The sequence below is a fragment of the Vibrio sp. 10N.222.49.C9 genome (genome assembly GCF_041474985.1).
Classification (GTDB): Bacteria; Pseudomonadota; Gammaproteobacteria; order Enterobacterales; family Vibrionaceae; genus Vibrio; species Vibrio crassostreae_C.
The window spans coordinates 1-342 of record NZ_JBFRVD010001144.1; the positions used below are offsets into that span (position 1 = coordinate 1).

Genomic DNA, 342 nt, shown 5'->3' on the forward strand with positions numbered 1-342 from the left:
GCAAGCAGGGACTCGGCAGGATCTGCGCGGTCGCTGAGTTTTGCATACATGGTGTATAGCGCTAAAGGAGAACCTTGCTGACGCTCATTCCATTTGTACGCATCAACTAAGGCACTTCTTGTTTGCAAGGCACCTAAAGGGGCACCTGGTGGCAATAGGTTTTGCAGGCCATCGAGCAGCTCAATCTCGCGGTCATCGCCAGAAAGATCGGTTAATTGTGATTGGCGGATAAAGCCAAATTGCTCACTGGTGTTCCAGCTGTATTGGAATTGCAGCTTCAAAGAGTGGTTGATCTCTTCAAAGATAATCTTATCACCGATGCTGTTTTTGTAGAGGTTACGC

At 48.2% G+C, this 342-nt stretch carries 1 protein-coding gene; it reads right to left on the minus strand.

Annotated features, from left to right (window positions below):
- A partial coding sequence (locus AB4585_RS27285; protein ID WP_372171875.1) for a hypothetical protein occupies nucleotides 1–342 on the minus strand: 342 nt, incomplete at both ends.